This window comes from Dinoroseobacter sp. S124A, from assembly GCF_049801015.1.
In the GTDB taxonomy this organism is placed as follows: Bacteria; Pseudomonadota; Alphaproteobacteria; order Rhodobacterales; family Rhodobacteraceae; genus Dinoroseobacter.
The window spans coordinates 786254-805595 of the sequence record NZ_JBNAGD010000001.1 but is presented as its reverse complement, the minus strand read 5'-3'; the positions used below and the strand labels follow the sequence as shown (position 1 = coordinate 805595).

The window sequence follows — 19342 nt, the reverse complement described above, 5'->3', positions numbered from 1 at the left end:
TCCCCTGCGCGATTTCCGGTTGCCATGTTCACTTTTTGAGCGTCATGTCCTACATGTCTGCCCGTCAGGAGAGAGAATGCCGATAACGCTACGAGAAGTTGCTGAGCGCGCCGGGGTGTCCCGGTCTGCGGTCTCGCGCACCTTCACCGAAGGCGCGTCGGTCTCGCCCAAAACCCGCCAGAAGGTCGAGGCGGCTGCGAGCGAGTTGGGCTATCGCCCGAATGCGCTCGCTTCTTCGCTCACTACCGGAAGAACCAAGCTTATCGGGCTGATTTCCAACAACTTTCACAACCCTCTCTTTCTCGAGGTCTTTGACCTCTTCACCCGCTCTCTGCAGGATCGGGGGCTGCGTCCGCTGCTGGTCAATCTCAGCGATGAGGACGATCCCGAGAGCTCGTTGCAGATGCTCCGGCAATACTCGGTGGATGGGGTGATCGTGGCCTCCTCGACCCTGCCGCCGGAGTTTTCCAAAGCGTTTCGGCAGGCCCATATCCCGGTGGTCCACTCCTTCGGGCGCTTTGCCAGCGCGCCGGATGTGGACGTGGTCGGGATCGACAATATCGAATGCGGGCGCATGGCGGCGCGCACCCTGCTGGCGCGGGGCTATACGAAAATCGGGTTCCTCGGAGGGCCGCGCGAAGCCACCTCGACCATCGACCGGCGCGCCGGTTTCCTGCAGGTCATGGCCCGTCGTCAGGGGATCACCCTCACCGAGAGCTTTGCCGACGCCTATTCCTTTGCCGCGGGCAAGGCCGAGATGGCCCGCCTTCTGCAGGATGGCGGCATGGCCGAGGCGTATTTCTGTGGCGATGACGTGCTGTCCATCGGCGCGCTGGCCGCCCTGCACCGGGCTGGCCGCACGGTGCCCGGCGATGTCGGCCTGATCGGGTTGAACGACATGCAGATGGCAGGTTGGGACACGATCGACCTGACCACGATCCGTCAGCCCATCGACGCGATCATCCGCAGCTCGATCGAGCTGGTCGTGGCCATGCTTGAGGATCCGACCCGCGCGCCCGAGGCGCGCCTGTTCGAGTGCGAGATTGTCGAGCGGGGCACCTTGCGCGCCCTGCCCCAGTCCTGATCTCGGTCCTGATCCCGTTCAGAGGAAGTCGAAGCTGTCGGACCAGTCGGCCAGACGCTCGCCTCTCTCCGAGAACCGATCCCCCAGATCCGCGAACCGTTCGCCCGAAGGTCGGTTGGCACCGTCGAACTCATAGCGCCCGGCGATGGTGATGCTGTCATTCACGTCCACATCGACATCCTCATCGATCCCGAGGAACAAGTCCTTGATCGTAAGCCGGCTGTCGAGCGCCAGTCCGATCTCGACATCATAGACCAGCGCGAGAGCGGCCTCGAACGGGTCGTCATCGGTTGCCCGGTTGAAGCTGAACTCGAAGCCCAGATTGGCCCCGAGCGACAGCTTGGCCGAGAAGATATCCCAGGTGAATTCCACATCCGGCAACTCATCCAGCTGCGCTTGGTAGCTCGCGGCCGCGACCTGAAACGTCGCTTGGGCCTGTGCCAGCTCAAGCTCCGCAGAGACCTTGCCGTTCACCGCTTCGACAAACGCGGCTTCGAACTCTTGGACCGTGTTCTGGCTGACCGGGACCTCGACACCAAACTCGTTCTTCACAACGGTCTCAAGCTGCGTGGCAACCGAGTCATTGGCCAGGACCTGCGCTTCGAGCTGATCGACGGCATCCTCCAGCGCCTGAAAGTCGACCTCACCGGCCTCCTCCAGACGGGCCTGCGCCTGAGCCTGCGCGAGCGTTGCCTCGACAAAGTCGTTTTGCGCCTCGGTAAACGCCGCGGCCACCTGCTCAAGCTCCTGCTCTGCCTGTTCGAAAGAGGCGAGCGCCGTATCGGACAGATTTTTGAACGCGTCGCGCTGATCGACCAACGGCTGCAGGACGGCCCCGACGGGCGTGTCCAGGTGCTGTTCCACCGGGGCGGGCAGCCCCAATTGCGCCAGAAGAATTGAGATTTCGGCCGTCTTTTGTACGAAACTTGTGTTGAACGAAGCGAACTGGACCGAGAAGATCTCAACTTGTGCGTTCAGCGCATTGACCTGATCGGCAAGAGAGGCAATTTCGGCGTCCGCCTGTGCCACGGCAAGGGCGGCATTGGTGAAGGCGATCTGTGCTGCCGCGAACTCGTCCAGAGCATCCTGAAGGACTTGCGCGAAGGTATCGGCCTGCAGCTGGAGCGCATCCGTCGCCAGACGGCTGTCCCGTGCGCCTTGAACCAGCTCCAGCGCATTTTCCGCCTCTTCGAACGCGGCGACAGCTTCGGTAAAGGCGTTCGTCTTGGCCACCACTCCGTCCTGTGCCGCGAGGAAGGCCTCCAAAAACTGGGGATTGGCCGCGTTGAAGATGTCGACAAAAATGGACTCGTCCAAGGTCGTGCTGATGTCGGGGGTTCCGGTGGTAAAGGGCGCGTCGAACATCTGGTTCGGCGCGATCGGAGACATCAGACCCGAGTCGAGCACCTGCTGCCCACCGGGCAGTTGCAGGGACACGCCCACAGGGGTGTTGATCGCAATGACCGGAATTGCCGTCGTGACGTCCTTGCCATCGCCATCCAGATAGCGCGCAGAGACGATAACGGGCAGCGGAACACCGATTGGGAACTGCTGCAGCTCCGGCCCGGCCGTGAAGCGGAACACATCGCCGATGATCTCGACACTCCCCTGCCCATCGGGCACCGAGACATCGATGATCTCGATATCCTCACGGCGAGGCCCGCCCAAGAGAGGCAGATAAAAAGAGTTGCGCATGGGGGGATCCTCCGCAGAAATGCTGTGGTCTGTGACCTGTTCCTGATGTGCGGTACCGCAGGGGTGTTCCCGTCCCTCGGCTCGAAAATTCATTTTTGCACAACAAGGTTACTCTAGGGAGGGTGTTTACCTTTGGTCAACTCGTTGCTGAGCTGCGCGGGGAGGATTCCAGGCTTCGCAAGCGATTGTTTCGCGTACAGAAAACCGCTCAGGTGGTACGGTGATGAAAGATGCAGCGATTGCACACGCAAGAGGCGAAGTCCGCCCCCGCGCAGCAACCGGTCAGAGGAAGTCGAAACCGTCGGCAAACTCCGCCCATCGCTCGCCCGGCTCGAACCGTTCGGCCCGATCCCGACCGCCCCCCTCGAAGGGCACTCGGCCCGAAAGCTCAACGCCACGGTCGATATCGATGACGTTGACCTCGCCATTGACCTCGCTGGACGCATCCACCGCCAGGGCGAGCTCCACCTCATAGACCAGCGACAGCAGGCTCTCACGCGGGGCGTCGTCATTTGCGCGGTTCCAGTTGAACTCCAACCCGGCCTGCACATCCAGATCGAGGCTGATATCGGACAGCTCGAATTCGAACTCCACATCCGGCAAGAACGCAAGCTGCGCCTCGTAAGCTGTGGTTGCGGCCAGAAGCGCCGCCTCTGCCGCGCCCAACTCGGTCGCTGCCAAGCCCACTGCGCCCGCTGCCGCAGTGACGCCGATTTCAAGCGCTAAAACCTCAAAGCTCAGCAGGTCTACCGGCACCGTCAACCCGTTTTGCGACACCTCTGCCTCCAGAGCGCGCGCTGCCGCTTCGGCCGCGTCTGCCACCTGCCGCGCCTCGCTTGCAGCCTCCAGCGCGAAGGGCAATTCGAATTGTGCATTGCTGAGCGCCTCTTCCGCGTCGGAGAAATCGATCTCAGCCTGGCTGAGATCGTCCAATGCGTCCGAAACAGCGTTGAGCGCCGAGGTCAGCGCCGCTTGCGCCCCGCTCAGATCGACCCTTGCATCGGCGAGATCATCCTCGGCATCCACAAGGTCGTCATAAACCGGCTGCAACAGCGCGCCGATGCCAGGGATGTCCAGGGCAAATTCCAGAACCGACCGCGTGGCGTCAAACCCGCCATCCCGCAGGATCTTGAACGCGTCGTTGAGAAAATCCTCCGCCGCATTTGCGGCGACTGCCACAGCATTGGAGGCCGCCGTGACCGCACTGGAGGCAGATGCAGCCGCAGCCTGCGTACTGTTCACCAGGTCTTGCGCGGCCGCAATGGCCGCGGCTGTCCCCTGAACGAGCTCAGATGCTGCATTCACCGCGGCGACGGCCCCGCGCGCCGCGGCTTCCAACAAGAGTGCAGCCTCGTTGGCCGCATCTGCAGCAGCGCGCGCGGGAGCGGTCTCGTAGACCAGAGCGACCAGCGCCTCGGCGTCCTCCAGAGCCTCTTGTGCTGCTGCAAAGGACTGCTGCGCGGCATCCACATCGGATTGCGCCGCAGTGACCGCCGCCAGAAACTCCGGGTTCTCTTCATTGAACCGGTCGACAAGGATGGACTCGTCCACCGAGACCGGTGTGATGTCCGGAGAGGAAAAGCTCAGCGGATCATCGAGTTGATCGGCGACCGAGACCGGCGAGATATATGCCGTGTCGGTCACGACCCGCCCGCCCGGCAGGGTGATCTCCACGCCATCCGGTGTGTTCTCAGCCAGTAGAGGAATCTTAAACTCTCCGAGTTTGCCATCTATTGTTGCCCTGATGGGCACCACGATGCTGACCGGGACCCCGAAAGCCGCGTTGGTCAGCGCGGGTCCTGCCTCAAACCGCACCAGATCGCCAACGATGTTCAAACTGCCATTGGCACTCGACAGGCCTGTTGCCAAAATCTCCACATCGCGGATCCGATCACCGCCGAGCAGCGGAAAGTACAATGAATTGCGCATAATGGGATCCTCCGGGAAACACGTCGGTCATGACCAATACGTTCATGCGTCTCCGAAGGCATGTCTCCACCCCTGCCTTTCCGAGGACACACATATTAACGTCATTTTTTAAGCGGCTGTTTACGTTTGGTCAAGCTGTGCCGCACGGCTCGCCGGTGGGCGAGATACCTTAAATACCTGACTTATTTACCTAAAACGCCGCCCAACATGGGGGCGGCGTGGTGGTGGTGCGGGTGGCGCCGCAGTCAGGAGCTGACCGTTCAGACGAAGTCGAAACTGTCCGTGAGCTCGGCCCAGCGTTCTCCGGGTTCGAAGCGGTCGGCCCGGTCCCGCCCGCCCCCTTCGAAGGGCACACGGCCAGACAGCTCGAAGCCGCGGTCGATGTCGATGGTATTGACCTCGCCATTGACCTCGCTGGTGGCGTCGACCGCCAAGGCGATCTCAACCTCATAGACCAGCGACAGAAGGCTCTCGCGCGGCGCATCATCCGTGGCCCGGTTCCAATTGAACTCCAGCCCCGCCTGCAAATCCACATCGAAGCCCAGATCGGAGAGGGTGAATTCGAAATCCGCATCCGGCAGCAGGGCAAGCTGTGCCTCATAGGCCAAGTTCGCGGCCAGCAGCTCGCCCTCAGCCAGCAGCTTCGCCCCCTCGGCCAGGCCAAGCGCGGCCAGCGCCTCGGCCACATCAAAGGCCACATCATCGAGATCGCCCAGTTTCACCGGCGTAGAATAGCCCAGCTCCTCAACCTGTTTTTCCAGTCGCTCGGCGTCGGCCTCTGCCTGGCGCGCCAGGACATCGGCCTCGTCAAACGCGTCTTCCAAGGCGTCGATATCGATGGAGAGCGCATCGTTGAGTGCCTGCTCCGCCGCTGCAAAATCCACCTGCGCCTGTCCGAGCTGCGCCAACTCGGTGCTGAGCGCATTCAGGGCATTGCTCAGCGCGGCGTCCGCTGCGGAAAGGTCGATCCGGAGGTCGTCGACCTCATCCTCCAGATCAACGATTTCATCATAGAGCGGACGCACCAGCCCCCCGAGGATCGGCACATTCAGCACGGTCTCAAGAACGGCGCGGCTCGCAGCGAACCCGAAATCCGCAAGGAAGCCGAAGGCGTCATTCAGAAAGCCATTCAGATCGCTCAAGGCGCTTGAAAGCGCGCTGTTGAGACTGTTGACGACCGCCGAGGCTGAATTGGCCGTGGATTGTGCGACGGACACCGCGGTCTGGGCGATGTTGAGGTCGAACAGCGCCGCGTTGAACGCGGATGTTGCCGCGTTCACGGCCGAGGCCGCGCCGACGACCGCATCCTCGGCGATATTGGCAAGCTGGCGCAGCGCCGTTGCCCCCTCGCGAGCCAGAAACGCCTCGCCGAGGACAAAGGCCGCATCCTCCAGCTCAAAGAGCCGGTCCTGGGCGTCCTCCACATTCGATTGCGCGGCGTTCACCCGCCCTTGGGCCTGACTGATCGCGGCAAGAAACTGCGGGTTCTGCGTGTTGAAGATGTCGACGATGATCGAGTCGTCCACGGTGATCGGTGCGAAGCCCGGGCTGGAAAAGCTCAGCGGAGTGTCGAGCTGATCGGCAACCGAGATCGGCGAAACATAGGCGGTGTCCGTGACCGTGCGCCCGCCAGGCAGGGTCAGTTCCACACCGTCCGGCGTGTTGACCGCCGAGATCGGCACCCGGAACGCCACGGTTTGCGTCTCGTCGATCACCGCACGAATGGGCAGCACAAACTCCGTGACCTGGCCGAACGGTTTGCTCGTAAGGCCACTCCCGGCTTCGAACTTCACCAGATCGCCAATGATCTTGACGGTGCCCAGATCCCCCGGCTTCCCGGCGGCTTCAATCTCGATATCGACAGAACGGTCGCCGCCCAGCAGGCGGAGATAGGAAGAATCTCTCATGATTTTAATCCTTTACCCAAGGGTCATGCCTCGGCTGAAAATGCCTTGGGCCGCCAGTGACGGTAAAAAGAGCAACCCAGGGCCACGGTTGGTTCGACCAGAACTATTCCCCAGCCGTTATCCTTACGTCAATAATCTTGCCCCGCGGCCACCTTTGGTGCGCCAGAGGAACATGTGCCGGACCTGTTGGGTCTGCGCCTAACGCAAAACGGGCCGCCCCCGAAGGGACGGCCCGTCAAATGGCACTCCATGGATCTCGGCGCGCGCTCAGCCTCGCAAGGAGGGCGGGCGCGCATCGACCCAAGCGCCGTCCTTCGACGCCGAATCCACCGCTGCGTACACCGCCGCCATGGAGCGCAGCCCGTCCACCGCGAGGGGCAGGTCCCCGGCCGCCGCGCCGCGAATGCGTGCCGCCAGATCCACGTAGATGTTCGCCACGGCCAGCGGAAAGCCCTCGGGATGGGCAATGGCCACGCGGCTCAGCCGACCGGCCTCATCCGAGAGACCCGCCTCGCCCTTCTCGATGATCTCCGTCCGACCATTCAGGCGCGTGTAGTGGATCTGGTTCGGTTGCTCCGAGGCCCACCGCATTCCACCCAGCTCGCCAAAGACCTGAATGTCGAGCCCGTGCATCCGCCCGATCGCGATGGTCGAGGACCAGAGCCGCCCGACCGTGCCGCCTTCCATCCGGAAGTTCACCATGGCGTCGTCTTCGAGCACCCGCGCCGAGACCGTGGAGGCGAAATCCGCCGACAGTGTCCGCACCTCGTCGCCGGTGATGAACGAGGCCAGATGCAGCGCGTGGATGCCGCAATCGGCCATCTGGCCCGACACCCCGGCCATCTTGGGATCATAGCGCCAGCGCACCCGGGGATTGTCGGCGTCATCCCCCGTGGCGTGATGCCCGTGCGAGAAATTGGTGACCACCGTGCGGATCTTGCCCAGATCCCCGCGCCGGACCATCTCGCGCATCTCGCGCACCATGGGATAGGCCGAATAGCAGTAGTTCACCGCACAGATCTTGCCCGTGGCCTCGGCGATGCGGACGATCTCCTCGCCCTCTTCCACGGTCATGGTCATGGGCTTTTCGCACAGCACATGGAACCCGGCCTCGAGAAACGCCTTGGTGATCTCGAAATGGGTGTTGTTCGGCGTGGCCACTGTCACGAGATCGAGCTTGTCGGCGCGGCCCTTCTCGCCCTCCAGCATCTCCTGCCAGTTGCCATAGGCCCGGTCCGAGGCCACGCCGAGCCGCTCGGCATAGGCCTTGCCCTTGGCGGCATCCACGTCGAGCGCCCCTGCGGTCAGGGTGAAATTGCCATCGGCCATGGCGCCGAGACGGTGGGCCGGGCCGATCTGGCTGCCTTCACCACCGCCGATCATACCCCAGGTCAGTCTGTTCATCGCGCGATCCTCACTCAAATCCGATGGAGCGCAGATAGGCGCGGTTCAGCTTGGCATCGCCCAGCGGGTCCGTATCCGGCAGGGTCGGGTCACAATCCTGCTCCACCGTGCACCAGCCGGTAAAGCCACCCTCCTCAAGCAATTGGCGAACGCGTGGGAAATCCACGTCGCCATCTCCAAGATTGCAGAAGATCCCCTGCCCGCAGGCATCATAGAAGCCGGTGCGCTTGGCGATGACGTCGGCCTTCACCACCGGATCGATATCCTTGAAATGCATGTAGCTGATGCGCGGCAGGTGCCGTTCCATGAAGGCCACCGGGTCGAACCCGGCATAGGAATGGTGGCCGGTGTCGAAACAGATCTTGAGGATGCTCTCATCGACCTCGCTCAGCAGCCGCTCAAGCTCGGGCTCGAAATCCATGAAGCCTGCCGCATGGGCGTGGATCCCGACCGTCAGCCCGTATTCCTCGGCCCCCATCTTGGCCACATGTGCGATGCGGTCGCGATAGGCGCTCCACTCAGCGGAATCCATCTGCTCGGCGGCCTCGGCGCGACCTGCGGTGGGGGCCCGACGAGGCGAGATCGAGTCGATCAGTACAAGATGCTGCGCCCCATGGGCCGTCAGCGCCTGACAGGTGCGCACCGAGGCATCCAGCACCTCATCCCATGCGCCCGCATCGTGGAACGGACGAAAGACAACACCCCCGATGAGCTCGAGCCCATGCTCATCCAGCGCCTCGGCCACCTGCGGCGGGTCCTCGGGCATGAAGCCCACGGGCCCCAGCTCAATCCCCGTATAGCCCGCCTCTGCGTTCTCGCGCAGCACGTCGCGCCAGCCCGGGTTGCGGGGATCACCTGCGAATTCCACCCCCCAGGAACAGGGGGCATTGCCGATACGGATGGTCATTGGGGCATGTCCTTCACTTGAACCACATCCTGCCACTGTCGCGTGGCCTGAGATTTCTGCGCGGCAGCCACCACCTGGCTGACGGAGAGCCCGTCACGGAAGGTGGGCCAGCGCGGCGCGCCATCGGCGATGGCCTCGAGGAAATCGCGCGCCTCGATCGCGATCTGATCCTGATAGCCGGTCCCGTGGCCCGGCCCTTGGCAAAAGGGCAGATAGTCCGGATGGGCCGGGCCGGTTAGGATCTGCCGGAACCCGCGCTCGGCCTCGGGCCCCTCGGCCCGGTAGAGCCAGAGGCTGTTCTGGTCTTCCTGGTTGAAGCGGATCGCGCCCTTTGTCCCCGTGATTTCATAGATATAGCCCATCTTGCGACCAGTCGCGATGCGGCTGAAATAGAGATGCCCCATGGCCCCGCCCGCAAAGCGACACATCATCTGGGCGTGGTCGTCATTGGTCACGGCCACCCCGCCCCGGTCAGGGTGCACGGTTTCGATCTCGGCCATCAGCGACGTGATCGGCCCGATCAGCGCGAGTGCTGCGTTAATCATATGGGGGGCCAGATCCCCCATGGTGCCATTCGCCTCGCCCTCGGTGCGCCAGCTCGCGGGCATCTCGGGATCCGCATAGAAATCCTCCGTATGCTCGCCACGAAACCAGGTCACCTCGCCGATCTCGCCTTCTGCCACGAGCCGCCGGGCATATTGCGAGGCGGGCGTGCGGATATAGTTGAAGCCGATCATGTTGACGATGCCCGCCGATTCGGCTGCCGCCGTGATGGCCTGCGCCTCTGCCAGCGAAGCGCCCAGAGGCTTCTCGCAGAACACGGGTTTGCCCAGGGCTGCCGCCGCCTCGACGATGGCGCGGTGGGTCTCCTGCGGCGAGGCGATCACCACCGCCTCGACCTTTGGATCCGCCACGAGCTCAGTCCAGTCCTGCGCCGCCCGGGCAAAGCCGAACGCCTTGCGATACCGCTCGGCAGAGGCGGGCGACGAGGCCGCCACCATTTCGAGTCGCGGTTTCAGGCGGGTGTCAAACAAGGCCCCCACGCAGGCATAGGCGACCGCATGGGCCTTGCCCATATAGCCACCGCCGATGATGCCGATTCCGATCTCCGACATGAGCCCTCCCAAAAACCCTTGCAACCGGTTGCAACGTGAGTATCGTCTAACTCAGAACGCGGTCAAGTCAGAACCTGATCGCAGATCTGCGCGACAGTCGCGCGCTCTGGGAGGAGACACGAGAGATGGCTGGGGACACGGTCCGTCTGACGACGGCTCAGGCGATTATTCGCTATCTGAACGCACAATTCATCGAGATCGACGGCACACGACAGAGGGTCTGCGGTGGCGGTTTTGGGATCTTCGGGCATGGCAATGTGACCTGTCTCGGCGAGGCGCTCTATGATCACCGCGAGACGCTGCCGCTCTATCGTGGGCAGAACGAGCAGAGCATGGGATTCGCCGCCGCGGCCTATGCCAAGTATCACCTGCGTCGCCGGTTCATGTTCTGCACGGCGAGTGCGGGCCCCGGCACGGCGAACCTGCTGACGGCGGCGGCGCTGGCCCATGCGAACCGCCTGCCGATGCTGATGCTCTGCGGGGATGCCTTCCTGACCCGCCTGCCCGACCCGGTGCTCCAGCAGCTGGAGCATTACGGCAATCCCGCGCTCGGGCTGAACGATGCGTTTCAGGCGGTCACACGCTACTGGGACCGGATCACCCATCCCGCCCAGATCATCCAATCCCTGCCCGCAGCCCTCGCGACCATGCTGGATCCGGCCGATTGTGGCCCGGCCTTCATCGCGCTGCCGCAGGATGTGCAGGGCTGGACCTTTGACTATCCGATTGAGATGTTTGAGGAAAAGACCCACCGCATTCGCCGGATCACGCCCGATGCCCGCGAGGTCGCCGATGCGGCGGCCCTGCTGCGCGACGCCGAGCGGCCCGTGATCATTGCCGGGGGCGGTGTGCAATATTCTGACGCGGTGGCCGAGCTGACGGCTTTCGCCGAGGACCACAACATCCCCGTGATCGAGACCATTGCCGGGCGGGCCAACCTGCTCAACGACCACGCGCTGAATATCGGCCCCGTGGGCGTGACCGGCTCGGACAGCGCCAATGCGGTGGCCGAACAGGCGGATGTGATTCTGTCGGTGGGCTGCCGGTTGCAGGATTTCACCACCGGCTCCTGGACGGCCTTCGCCAAGGAGGCGCAGTTCATCTCGCTCAACGCCGCGCGGCACGATGCGGGCAAGCACCGCGCCCTGCCGATTGTCGGCGATGCCAAGCTCGGGCTGGAGGCGCTTGCCGCCGAGATGACGAACTATCGCTGCCCGGCCCAATGGACCGCCTATGCGCAGGAGGAACGCCGCAACTGGATGGCCTATGTGGCCGAGAATGTGCGCCCGGGGAACCGCCCGAACTCCTACGCGCAGGCGATCGGCGTGGTGAACGCGCTCTGCGATCCGCGTGACCGGGTGGTGGCCGCGGCGGGCGGCCTTCCGGCGGAGGTGACCGCGAATTGGCGCACGCTGGATATCGGCACGGTTGATGTTGAATTCGGCTTCTCTTGCATGGGCTACGAGATCGCCGGTGGCTGGGGCGCGCGCATCGCGCAGGCCGAGGTCGAGCCCGAGGCTGACACCATCGTCTTCGCCGGGGATGGCAGCTATCTGCTGCTGAATTCCGACATTTATTCCTCGGTCCTGACCCGCAAGAAGATGATCGTGCTGGTGCTCGACAATGGCGGCTTTGCAGTCATCAACAAGCTGCAGAACAACACCGGGAACGAGAGCTTCAACAACCTGATCGCGGACACCCCCACCGTGCCCGAGGCCTTTGGCGTCGACTTCGTGGCCCATGCGGCCTCCATGGGGGCGGATGCGGTCTATGCCGAAAACGCCGAGGCGCTGGCCGAGGCGTTCAAGGCCGCCAAGGCCTCGGACAAGACCAGCGTGATCGTGATGAATGTGGACGCCTATGAGGGCTGGACCACCGAGGGCCACACCTGGTGGGAGGTGGGCACGCCCCATATCACCGACAACCCCAAGGTCCGCGCCGCCCATGAAGAGATCGAAGCGGCCCGCGCCCGCCAGCGGAAGGGCGTCTGATGGACGTTCTCAGCGGCATCGCGCAAAAGCGGTTTCTGGTGATCGGGCGGGTGGGTATGGACCTGTCACCCGAACCGCCGGGCACCGGGATCGAGCAATCGACCAGCATGACGGTGGCCATGGGCGGCTCCTCGGCCAATATCGCCGCCGGTCTGGTGAAGTTCGGCGCCGAGGCGGCGCTGGTCACCCGGGTCTCGGATGATGCGGTGGGGCGCTACTGTGTCGCGCAGCTTGGCGCTTATGGCGTCGATGCCCGCCATGTGCACCCCATCGCGGGGGAGTATCGCAATTCGCTCGCGCTCTATGAGACCCGGGTCGAAGACCATAACTCGGTCATTTACCGCAACGGGGCCGCGGATTTTCAGATGTCCATCGCCGATGTGGAGGCCGTGGATTACGAGCAATATGGCGCGCTGATCACCGCCGGGACGGTCTTTGCCGCTGAACCCTCGCGCAGCGCGGCCTTTCGCGCCTTCGAGCTCGCCCGCGCCGCCGGACTGCCGGTGATCTTCGACGTGGATTACCGCCCCTATAGCTGGCCCAGCCCCGCCGTCGCCGAGGACGTCCTGTCCCGGGCCGGTGCGCTCTCGGATGTCATCGTCGCCAATGACGAGGAGTTCGGCTTCATGGCGGGCGGCATCGACAAGGGCCTCGCCAAGGCCCGCGCGCTCGCCGAGACCAGCGCCAGCATCGTCGTCTACAAGATGGGCCATCTGGGCGCGATCACCTTCGCGCTCGGCACCGAGACCCGCACGGGCATCTACGAGGTCGAGGCGCTGAAACCCACGGGCGCAGGCGACAGTTTCATGGCCGGGTTCCTCGCCAGTCTCGCCGAGGGCCGCCCCATGGATGAGGCCGTCCTGCGCGGCTCGGCATGTGCAGCCATCGTGGTGGCCAAGCCCGGCTGCGCCCCCGCCATGCCCGATACGGATGAATTGGAGGCGTTTCTCGCACGCCATCCCGGACCAAGCGCGCCCCAGAGCCGCGCGGAAGGATAAGCTATGCATATCGCACCATTTGACAATGAAAACAAACCGATCGTCGACGTAGATGATGCATTGGTTCCGCTGAACTACTTCAACATCGTCAAGCTCAAGAAAGGCGAAAGCTTCGGCTATGCGGTTCCGGGCTACGAGACCTGCATCGTCCCGGCCACCGGCCTGATCGATGTGAGCGCGTGCGGGTTCAGCGCCGCCAAGCTCGGCGGGCGCGGCGTCGATGTCTGGGACGGCGAGCCCGAGGGCGTCTATGTCCCCACCGGGATGGAGGCGCGCTTCACCTGCCTCTCGGACAGCGCCGAGGTCTTCATCGCCGGGGCCAAGTTCGACAAGGTGCTCGAGCCTTTTGCCGTGCGCGCCGACGAGCTCGACCTTGTGCAATACGGCTCGGATGACACCAAGACCCATCGCAAGATCAAGCATATCCTCGGGGCCAACCAGCATGAGCGCGTCGGGCGGTTGCTGGTGTCCGAGCTCTTCACCGTGGGTGCGGGCGGCTGGTCGGGCTTTCCGAGCCACAAGCATGACACGGATCGTCTGCCGGACGAGACCCGCCATGACGAGACCTACAATTTCCGGTTCAAGCCGAATTACGGCTCGGGTCTGCAGATGCTTCAGCGCGAGGACAACAAGCCCGGCGACGCCTATCACATCATGGATGGCTCCACGATCTGCATCGACAAGGGCTATCACCCCTGCGCCGCGCTGCCGGGCTACGAGATGTATTACTTCACCATCCTCGGCGGGCTCAGCCAGCGCAGCCTGAAGCAATATTTCCAGCCCACCCATGCAGAACAGCTGCACACGATCCCGGGCATCATGGACATGGTGGCGAAGTTCAAATGACCCTCGCGACGCTTTCCGATGTTCTGCAACCCGCGCTCAAGGGCGGCTATGCGGTGGGCGGGCTCGTCTGCCTCGGTTGGGAGGATATGCGCGCCTATGTGGCCGCCGCCGAGGCCGAGCGGCTGCCGGTGATCCTGCAGGCCGGGCCCTCCTGCCGGGCCCACACGCCCCTGCCCGTTCTGGGCCGGATGTTCCGCCACCTCGCCGAGAGCGTTTCGGTCCCTGTGGTGGCCCATCTCGACCATGGCTACAGCTTTGACGAATGCCGCGAGGCGCTCGATAGCGGCTTCACCTCGCTGATGTTCGATGGCTCGAAACTGCCGCTGAGCGAGAATATCGCCCAGACCGCGCTGATCGCCGAGATGGCGCATCGGGCCGGGGTCTCTTGCGAGGGCGAGATCGGCTTTGTCGGCTATTCCGACGGCGCCGCCAGCCAAGGCACGCACCCGGCCGAGGCGGAACGCTTTGCCTTTGAGACCGGCGTCGATGCCATGGCGATCTCCGTGGGCAATGTCCACCTGCAGCAGAACCGCGAGGGCGGGCTGGACGAGGCGCGGATCGCCGAGATCGACGCCCGGACCGAAGTGCCCCTTGTGATCCATGGCGGATCCGGCGTGCCGATTGAGCAGCGCGCCCGGCTCGCGCGCGGCACGTCCATCTGCAAGTTCAATATCGGAACCGAGCTGCGCACGGCCTTCGGCAGCGCCCTGCGCAGCGCCGTGGCCGCCGACCCGGACCGGTTCGACCGGGTGCAGATCCTGCGCGAGGTCGAAGCCCCTCTTGAGGCCGCCGCGCGGAGCGCCCTCCGCGCCCTCGCGCCAGAAAAGGAAATCGCATGAAACTGGGACTTTTGGGATGTGGCCGGATCGGACAGGTCCATGCCCGCAGCCTGTCACGCATGGCCGGGGCGGATCTCGTGGCCGTGGCCGACGCGATGCCCGCCGCCGCCGAGGCACTGGCCGCGTCCAGCCGGGCCGAGATTCGTGCGCCAGAGGCCATCATCGCCGGCGCGGATATCGACGCGGTGATCATCGCCACGCCCACCACCCTGCATTACGACCAGATCCACGCCTGTGCCGCGGCGGGCAAGGCGATCTTTTGCGAGAAACCCATCGATCTGAGCGCGGAGCGCGCCGCCGAGTGCCGCGAGGCCGTGGCCGCCGCGGGCGTGCCGTTTCTGACCGCGTTCAACCGGCGTTTCGACCCGAGCTTTGCCCATTTGCAGGCCCAGCTCCGCGCCGGGGCCATCGGCAATATCGAGCAGGTGATCATCACCTCACGCGACCCTGCCCCGCCCCCGATCTCGTATATCGAGAGCTCGGGCGGACTGTTTCGGGACATGATGGTCCATGACCTCGACATGGCGCGCTTCCTTCTGGGCGAAGAGCCGGTGGAGCTCTATGCCGTGGGCTCTTGCCTTGTGGATCCCGAGATCGGCGCGGCGGGCGATGTGGACACCGCCGCCGTGACCCTGACCACGGCGAGCGGCAAGATCTGTCAGATCACCAATTCGCGCCGGGCGACCTATGGCTATGACCAGCGGATCGAGGTCCATGGCGCGGAGGGCATGCTGCAGGCCGCGAACCAGCCGAGCCATCTCGTGACCCGCGCCGGGGGCGATGGGTTCAACAGCGCGCGGACCATGGATTTCTTCCTCGAACGGTATGAGGCCGCCTATCTCGCCGAGATGACCCATTTCGTCGAGGCGGTGAGCTCTGGTGCGCCCCTCAGCGCCACGATCGAAGACGGAGTGGCGGCCCAAAGGCTCGCCGACAGCGCGGCCCGCGCCATGGCCTCCGGCGCGCCGATCCGGCTCACGGCGTAGACGCTCAGGCGGGGGCGCGCCGCGCGCGCCCTTCGCATCCGGACGACCTCCGGGCCATTTTATCGATTTTATGTTGAATATCTGGCCTATATCGGCAAAAATGCCGCTATCGGGCCACCATATTCATGATGCGGGGCCCTGGCCGGCGGTTTCCATTGGGGCACGCTGGCCGGACGGTTAAGCTGACTCACCTATGCATGTTTGCGGAGACCACCAGATGCACGCGCAAGATCCTCTTTCGGCTTCGGTTCCGTCTCCGAGCGATGGCTCGGCCACGCAGCGCGCCTATCACACCTTGCGCAAGATGATCGTGACCGGCGCTTTGCAGCCGGGCGAGAAGCTCAAGATCGACGGGCTACGCAAGCGGCTCGATACCGGCGCCTCGCCGATCCGCGAGGCCCTGAGCCTGCTGACCTCGGACTACCTCGTGGAGCGGATCGACCAGCGCGGCTTTCGCACCGCAGATGTCAGCGCCGAGAATTTCGACGAGATCCTGACCCTGCGCTGCACGTTGGAGGATCTGGCCCTGCGCGAAAGCCTCGCCGAGGCCAGCGAAGCCTGGGAGGAAGAGGTGGTGCTGGCCCATCACCGGATGAAGCGCGCCAAGGCGGCGCAGGACCCGGATTACGAATCCTTCCACAAGGGGTTTCACATGGCGCTGCTGTCCAATGCGCGCTCGCCGATCCTTCTGAAATTCTGCTCTCAGCTTTACGACCTAAACATTCGCTACCGCTATCTGGCGGGCAGCGCGCTCAGCTATGGGCGGCGCGATGTGGGCGACGAACATGCGGGCATTCTGGCCGCCGTGGTCGCGCGGGATGTGGAGGCGGCGAGCACGCGGCTTCTGGATCACTATCGCAATACCGGCGCATTTCTCGCCGAGAGCCTTGGGGACAGCGCAGCCCCCAAGGTCGCCGAGTAGCCCCTCAGGCCAGCGGCACGAGGGTCAGGTCGAAGGTCACGGCGAGATACGCATCGGCCACCTTGCCGGACAAGGCGAACCCCTCGCGCGGGAAGCTGCCCGCGGGCCGGGTCTCGTAGCGCATGACGAGATCCTCGCGCACCCCGAACACCGTATCCTGATCGAGATAGGGGTCATCCTCGGGGAAGACCTCGGTCACGAGCGGTTTGTAGCCCTCGGCCTCGACGATGTAATGCAGGTGCGAGGGCCGCCACGGGTGACGCCCGCAGGCGCGCAGGATATCCCCCACGGGCCCGTCCGACGGCACGGTGTATTCCACAGGGCGCACGGTGGTGAAGGCATAGCGGCCGTCTTCGCCCACGGTCTGCAGCCCGTGGAAGGAATAGGTGTCCTGATCCGGATCCTGGCTGGAATAGAGCCCGTTGGGCGCGGTCTGCCAGATATCGAGCGTGGCCCCCGGAATGGGCGTGCCATCGGGCGCGCGCACCACCCCCTCGGCCAAAAGGACCGGCGCATCGAAATCCTTGCGCATATCCCCGCCCACGGCGAGCGGCGGCGATCCGGTGATGTGGAACGGCCCCAGCACCGAGGACGATGTCCCCTCGGAAGAGTTGTGCAGCATATCCACCAGCGATGAGAGCCCCAGCACATCCGAGAGCAGCACGAACTCGTGCCGCTCCTTGTCCGAGATCTCGCCAGCGCGTTCGAGGAACTGGATGCCCGTGTTCCACTCCGCATGGGTCAGGTTCGTCTCGCGGGCAAAGGCGTGCAGGTGCCGGACAAGGCTGCCCATCACCTCGCGCAGGCGCGGGTCCGTGTCGGCGCCCAGATAGCCCATGAACACATCGGTGATATTGTCTTTGGTCACATTCCGCATGGGGCGGTCTCCTGTCGTCAGAGAAGGGCGAGGCTGAGGCCGGGGAAGCGGATCAGCAAGATCAGCACCAGCAGCATCACGAAGGCAAAGGGCAGCGCCCCCAGGAACACGTCCTTGAGCTTGATCCGGTCATCATCGAGCGTGGCCTTGATGACAAAGCAACTGAGCCCCAATGGCGGCGTCAGCAGCCCGATCTCGGCGGCCACCACGGCCACGATCCCGAACCACACGAGGCTCAGCCCCATATCGTCGATCAGCGGCAAAAAGAGCGGCACGACGATCAGGATGATCGAGGCCGTGTCGAGAATGGTGCCGAGAAACAGCATCAGCACCACCAGCAGGACCATGATCCAGAAGAACGAGAAGTCGTTCGCCGCAAGGATGTTTTGCAACTCGTTGGGCAGCCCGGCGAGCCCCAGCATCCGGGCATACATGGAGGCCGCCGTGATCAGGAAGAGGATCGCGGCGGTGATATGCCCGGTCTCGATCACCGTTTCCCAGAAGCTGCGCAGATTGATCCGGCCGCGAACAGCCGCGATGATGATCCCCAAAAGCGAGCCCGCCGCCCCCGCCTCCACCGGCGTGGTCCAGCCCGTATAGATCCCGCCCAGCACGACGATGATCAGGCCGAGGATCGGCAGGGTCTTCACGGCGATCTCGGACCAGGGCATCAGGTCGCCCTCCTCCACCATCTCGCCGCCGACAAAGCCGGGGGTGAAGCGCCCCATGAACCAGATCGCCGCCACATAGGCCACGGCCAGCAAGAGACCCGGGATCACACCGGCGAGGAACATCTCGCCCACGGATTGCTCGGCCACGAAGGAGTAGATGATCAGCATCGCCGAGGGCGGAATGATCATGCCGAGAACCGAGCTGCCCGCGACGACCCCCACGGCAAAGCGCGGGTTGTACTTGTGGCGCAGCATCTCGGGGACGGACATCTTGGAAAAGACCGAGGCCGAGGCGATGGACGACCCCGTCACGGCGGCAAAGACCGCATTGGCGCCGACAGTGGCCATGCCGATCCCGCCGGTGATGCGCCGGAAGCCCTGGTTCATGACCGAGTAGATATCCGCGCCCAGCCCGGCCTTGGACACGATCAGCCCCATGAAGGTAAAGAGCGGGATCGTCGCAAAGGTGTATTCCATCGCGCTGTCGCCGATGGCGATCTTCAGCAGCGCGAAGGACAGATCCATGTTGTCGCGCATGATCCAGATCGCAAGGAAGCTCACGAGGCCGAGCGCGATGGGAATATACATCCCCAGATAGATCAGCACGATGATCGCACCGATCGAGATGAGACCGATATCGACGGGGGTCATGAGCCGCTTTCCTGATGCGGGGCGCTATCCCCGGTCTGCGTGAAGATGTGCAGGATGAAATGCACCGTGCAGAGGCAGGCGCTCAGGAAAATCACCAGCTTCACCGGCCACCAGGGCGCGGTGAAGACGCCAGGCACGCCAAAGAAGTCCTTGGTGTTCCACATCTCGAGGAATTCGGGCCAGATCGCGACGGCGACCAGCACCATGAAAAGCGCGCTGATCCCATCGATCACCCGGCTCAGGGCCCGGCCCACCGGGGGCTTGCGCCGCCGCATAAGCATCAGGAACCCGTCCGACCGGGTCAGCCGCCCCACGCGGATCACGTCCGGCAATTGCAGGAACACGATCAGCACCATGGAGAACTGCACGACCTCCACCGCGCCCAGAAAGGGCTGCGAGAAGATCCCGCGCGCGATGATGTCATAATTGACCACGGCGATCAGGGCGATGACCACGAAGGTGCCAGCGGCATTGGCGGCCATGGCCACGCCGCTGGCGATTTTGGCGAACAAGCTCATCC

At 64.1% G+C, this 19342-nt stretch carries 16 protein-coding genes; 7 read left to right on the top strand and 9 right to left on the bottom strand.

From position 1 onward, the window contains the following. Positions 1-76: 76 nt before the first annotated feature. Complete coding sequence (locus ACP15I_RS03965) at positions 77-1084, top strand: LacI family DNA-binding transcriptional regulator (protein WP_424973968.1); 1008 nt, start codon at positions 77-79, stop codon at positions 1082-1084. An 18-nt stretch (positions 1085-1102) separates the two neighbouring features. Here the strand turns inward: ACP15I_RS03965 and ACP15I_RS03960 are convergent, their stop codons facing one another. The 6 genes from ACP15I_RS03960 to ACP15I_RS03935 form a co-directional block, all read right to left on the bottom strand. After that, positions 1103-2779, bottom strand: a complete 1677-nt coding sequence (locus tag ACP15I_RS03960) for a hypothetical protein (RefSeq protein WP_424973967.1) — start codon at positions 2777-2779, stop codon at positions 1103-1105. Between the two features lie 282 nt (positions 2780-3061). Further along, complete coding sequence (locus tag ACP15I_RS03955) at positions 3062-4708, bottom strand: hypothetical protein (RefSeq protein ID WP_424973966.1); 1647 nt, start codon at positions 4706-4708, stop codon at positions 3062-3064. Between the two features lie 260 nt (positions 4709-4968). Then, positions 4969-6615: a hypothetical protein gene (locus ACP15I_RS03950; RefSeq protein WP_424973965.1), complete on the bottom strand. Its 1647-nt coding sequence runs from the start codon at positions 6613-6615 to the stop codon at positions 4969-4971. Between the two features lie 267 nt (positions 6616-6882). After that, positions 6883-8019 carry a Gfo/Idh/MocA family protein gene (locus tag ACP15I_RS03945; RefSeq protein ID WP_424973964.1) on the bottom strand — a complete coding sequence of 379 codons (1137 nt, stop codon included), beginning with the start codon at positions 8017-8019 and terminating at the stop codon, positions 6883-6885. A gap of 10 nt (positions 8020-8029) precedes the next feature. Further along, positions 8030-8926 carry a TIM barrel protein gene (locus ACP15I_RS03940; protein WP_424973963.1) on the bottom strand — a complete coding sequence of 299 codons (897 nt, stop codon included), beginning with the start codon at positions 8924-8926 and terminating at the stop codon, positions 8030-8032. Beyond that, entirely contained in the window at positions 8923-10041 is a 1119-nt protein-coding gene (locus ACP15I_RS03935; RefSeq protein ID WP_424973962.1) for a Gfo/Idh/MocA family protein, read from the bottom strand. Before ACP15I_RS03935 ends, ACP15I_RS03940 begins: the two co-directional genes overlap by 4 nt. A 125-nt stretch (positions 10042-10166) precedes the next feature. Between ACP15I_RS03935 and iolD the strand changes: the two genes are divergently transcribed. From iolD to ACP15I_RS03905, 6 genes are all read left to right on the top strand, one after another. Continuing rightward, positions 10167-12032, top strand: a complete 1866-nt coding sequence (gene iolD, locus ACP15I_RS03930) for a 3D-(3,5/4)-trihydroxycyclohexane-1,2-dione acylhydrolase (decyclizing) (RefSeq protein WP_424973961.1) — start codon at positions 10167-10169, stop codon at positions 12030-12032. Then, positions 12032-13030: a 5-dehydro-2-deoxygluconokinase gene (gene iolC / locus ACP15I_RS03925; RefSeq protein WP_424973960.1), complete on the top strand. Its 999-nt coding sequence runs from the start codon at positions 12032-12034 to the stop codon at positions 13028-13030. The genes iolD and iolC overlap by 1 nt, the downstream gene beginning before the upstream one ends. A gap of 3 nt (positions 13031-13033) precedes the next feature. Then, positions 13034-13876, top strand: a complete 843-nt coding sequence (locus tag ACP15I_RS03920; RefSeq protein ID WP_424973959.1) for a 5-deoxy-glucuronate isomerase — start codon at positions 13034-13036, stop codon at positions 13874-13876. After that, positions 13873-14715 (top strand): class II fructose-bisphosphate aldolase, encoded by an 843-nt coding sequence (locus tag ACP15I_RS03915; protein ID WP_424973958.1) that lies wholly within the window; start codon positions 13873-13875, stop codon positions 14713-14715. Before ACP15I_RS03920 ends, ACP15I_RS03915 begins: the two co-directional genes overlap by 4 nt. Further along, a complete protein-coding gene (iolG, locus tag ACP15I_RS03910) occupies positions 14712-15701 on the top strand; it encodes an inositol 2-dehydrogenase (protein ID WP_424973957.1) in 990 nt (329 codons plus the stop codon). Before ACP15I_RS03915 ends, iolG begins: the two co-directional genes overlap by 4 nt. A 217-nt stretch (positions 15702-15918) precedes the next feature. Beyond that, positions 15919-16623 (top strand): GntR family transcriptional regulator, encoded by a 705-nt coding sequence (locus ACP15I_RS03905; RefSeq protein WP_424973956.1) that lies wholly within the window; start codon positions 15919-15921, stop codon positions 16621-16623. 4 nt (positions 16624-16627) lie between these two features. On the opposite strand, the gene ACP15I_RS03900 is transcribed toward ACP15I_RS03905, so the two are convergent. From ACP15I_RS03900 to ACP15I_RS03890, 3 genes are read right to left on the bottom strand one after another with little or no spacing between them, the layout of a single operon-like run. After that, the gene (locus ACP15I_RS03900) at positions 16628-17500 is read right to left on the bottom strand and encodes a dioxygenase (protein ID WP_424966746.1); all 873 of its coding nucleotides are present in this window, start codon (positions 17498-17500) and stop codon (positions 16628-16630) included. A gap of 17 nt (positions 17501-17517) precedes the next feature. Next, positions 17518-18822: a TRAP transporter large permease gene (locus ACP15I_RS03895; protein WP_424966747.1), complete on the bottom strand. Its 1305-nt coding sequence runs from the start codon at positions 18820-18822 to the stop codon at positions 17518-17520. Beyond that, positions 18819-19340, bottom strand: coding sequence for a TRAP transporter small permease (locus tag ACP15I_RS03890; protein ID WP_424973955.1), 522 nt, complete (start codon positions 19338-19340; stop codon positions 18819-18821). Before ACP15I_RS03890 ends, ACP15I_RS03895 begins: the two co-directional genes overlap by 4 nt. Positions 19341-19342: the final 2 nt, after the last annotated feature.